Below are 2,853 nucleotides of genomic sequence, written 5' to 3'. Positions count from 1 at the left end.
TCGCTGCGGCGATCACCGGCGCGCTCGCCCGGCTCGGCGAGCGCACCGCCTACGCCGTCCGGTCCAGCGCGACGGCGGAGGACCTGCCGACAGCGTCCTTCGCCGGACAGCAGGACTCGTACCTGAACGTCGTGGGACCGGCGGCGATCCTCCAGCACGTCAGCCGGTGCTGGGCCTCGCTGTTCACCGAACGGGCCGTGACATACCGCCGGCGCAACGGCATCGACCACCGTACGGTCCTCATGGCCGTGGTCGTGCAGCAGATGGTCCTCCCGCACGCCTCCGGCGTCCTGTTCACGGCCGACCCCGTCACGGGCAACCGCAAGGTCGCCACCGTGGACGCCGGCCTCGGCCTCGGCGATGCCCTGGTCTCCGGCCTGGTGAACCCGGATGTCTTCACGGTGCGAAACGGCCAGGTCGTCGCCAAGACGATCGCCGCCGAAGAGCGTTCCGTTCACGCTCTGCCGACCGGTGGTACGCGGGACGGGACGGTCGACGCGCGGCGACGGGAGCAGCCGACGCTGACGGATGCTCAGGTCCTCGGGCTCGTACAGCTCGGACGGCGGATCGAAGCGCACTTCGGCAGCCCCCAGGACATCGAATGGTGCCTGGCCGACGACAGCTTCCACATCGTGCAAAGCCGGCCGATCACGACGCTGTTCCCCGTCCCCGAAGCCGGCGACGAGGAGAACCACGTCTACGTGTCCGTCGGTCATGGGCAGATGATGACCGACCCCATGAAGCCCCTGGGGTGGTCCATGTGGCAGCTGACGGCCATGGTGCCGATGCACGAGGCCGGCGGGAGGCTGTTCGTCGACGTCACCCCGCGCCTGGCCTCGCCTGCCGCCCGCGCCGGTCTCCTGGACGCCCTGGGGAAGGGTGATCCGCTGATCAGGGATGCTCTGGAGACCGTCCTCGAACGCGACGATTTCGTCCCTTCGCTCCCGGACGCGGGGCCCGGCGGGCCTCCGGCCGGTGGCCCGCCCGCCCCGATCCGGACCGATCCGGCCATCGTCACCGAGCTGATCCAGCGCAGTCGGGTGTCCGTCGCCGCTCTGGAGCGCGACATCCGGACGAAGACCGGACCGGAGCTGTTCGACTTCCTGCTGGAGGCCTTCGAGGAGCACAAGCGGGTTCTCAGCGACCCGCTGAGCATTCAGACGATCATGGCGGGGATGGAGGCCACGTGGTGGCTCAACGACACGCTGCAGGAGTGGCTGGGCGAGAAGAACGCGGCTGACACGCTGACTCTGTCCGCTCCCGGCAACATCACGTCGGAGATGGGGCTGGCACTGCTCGACGTCGCGGACGTCATCCGCCCGCTGTCGGAGGTGGTGGCGTTCCTGCAGGCGGTCGAGGACGACGACTTCCTGGACGAGTTGGCGAAGCTCCCGGGCGGGACCGAGGCGCGCGACGCCATCGAGACCTACCTCGACCGCTACGGCATGCGCTGCGTCGGCGAGATCGACATCACGAGGCCACGTTGGAGCGAACGCCCCGCCACGCTGCTGCCCGTGCTCCTGGACCACGTCAGGAACTGCGAGCCGGGCGCAGCCGAGCGGCGCTTCGAGCAAGGGCGGCAGAAGGCGCAGAGGAAGGAACGGGACGTACTGTCACGCTTGCGTGCCCTGCCGGACGGGGACCGGAAGGCCGACGAGGTCCAGCGGATGATCGACCGGGTCAGAACCTTCATCGGATACCGGGAGTACCCGAAGTACGGCATCATCAGCCGCTACTTCGTCTACAAACAGGCCCTGTTGAAGGAGGCCGAACGCCTCGTGCGGGCGGGTGTGCTTCTCCGGAAGGAGGACGCCTTCTACCTGACGTTCCAGGAACTCCGCGACGTCGTGCGCTCGAACCGGGTCGACGACCGGCTGATCCAGCAGCGCGCGGAGGCGTTCCGCTCGTACCACGACCTCACACCGCCCCGGGTGCTCACCTCGGACGGTGAGGCCGTCAACGGGGCGTACCGGCGCGAGGACGCGCCGGTCGGATCCCTGATCGGCGTGCCGGTCTCCGCCGGGACCGTCGAGGGGAGGGCCCGCGTCATCCTCGACATGACGGAGGCCGATCTCGAAGCGGGCGACATCCTGGTCACGACCTTCACGGACCCCAGCTGGTCACCGTTGTTCGTCGGAATCGCCGGCCTGGTGACGGAGGTGGGCGGTCTGATGACCCATGGGGCGGTGATCGCCCGGGAGTACGGCCTGCCGGCCGTCGTGGGCGTGATGCGGGCCACCTCGCTGATCCGGGACGGGCAGCGGATCCGCGTGCACGGGACCGACGGGTACGTCGAGATCCTGCCCTGACACGGCTGGTCGCGGGGGTGCTGGGACCGCGCTTCCATGAGCGCGATCACAGCGCTCCCGTCGGCCGGTTGGGAAGATGTGGCGCGCCCACACCGTCCTACCGTCCGGCTTCGGCGTCAGTGCCCTGTGTCATGATGCGAACGCGTGCCCGGGGGGCCGCTGTCGACCGATGGCCAGGGGGTTGGGGATGGGAGCGGGTACGGAGCCGGACGGTTCGTCCAGGTCCGACGAGGAGTGGGAGCAGTTTCTGCGCGAGTCGGCGGCAGGTGCCGCCGACGCTCCCAAGGAACCCTCGGCGCGGGCCCGCCAGGTGGCACGGCGGCTGCGTACGGAGCCCGACGGCGGCTCGGAGGGCTGGCGCAGTTACACGCCCGCGCGGCCCAAGCGGCGCACGGGCTGGTACGTGGCCGGGCTGCTGGCCTCGTTGGCGCTGCTGGTGGTGGCGTTCGCGCCGGGGCGGGTGGTGGACCTGTTCGCCGGCGGCGACCATGACTCCCCGGCGGAGGCGGGCCGACGCCCCACCATGGACGAGCCGTTCCGCGGC

The 2,853-nt window shown here is 70.2% G+C and carries 1 protein-coding gene and 1 pseudogene; both read left to right on the top strand.

Going from position 1 to position 2,853, the window contains the following annotated elements:
* The coding region (gene rph / locus ACWGIU_RS34570; protein ID WP_453712061.1) for a rifamycin-inactivating phosphotransferase at positions 1 to 2,309 on the top strand (2,309 nt) is incomplete at its 5' end.
* 187 nt (positions 2,310 to 2,496) lie between these two features.
* Positions 2,497 to 2,853: pseudogene (locus ACWGIU_RS34565) on the top strand (hypothetical protein); the annotation flags it as partial.

Source organism: Streptomyces sp. NPDC054840, from assembly GCF_053611065.1.
Note: the sequence above shows the minus strand (reverse complement) of the source record. Positions and strands in the feature narration are given on the sequence as shown.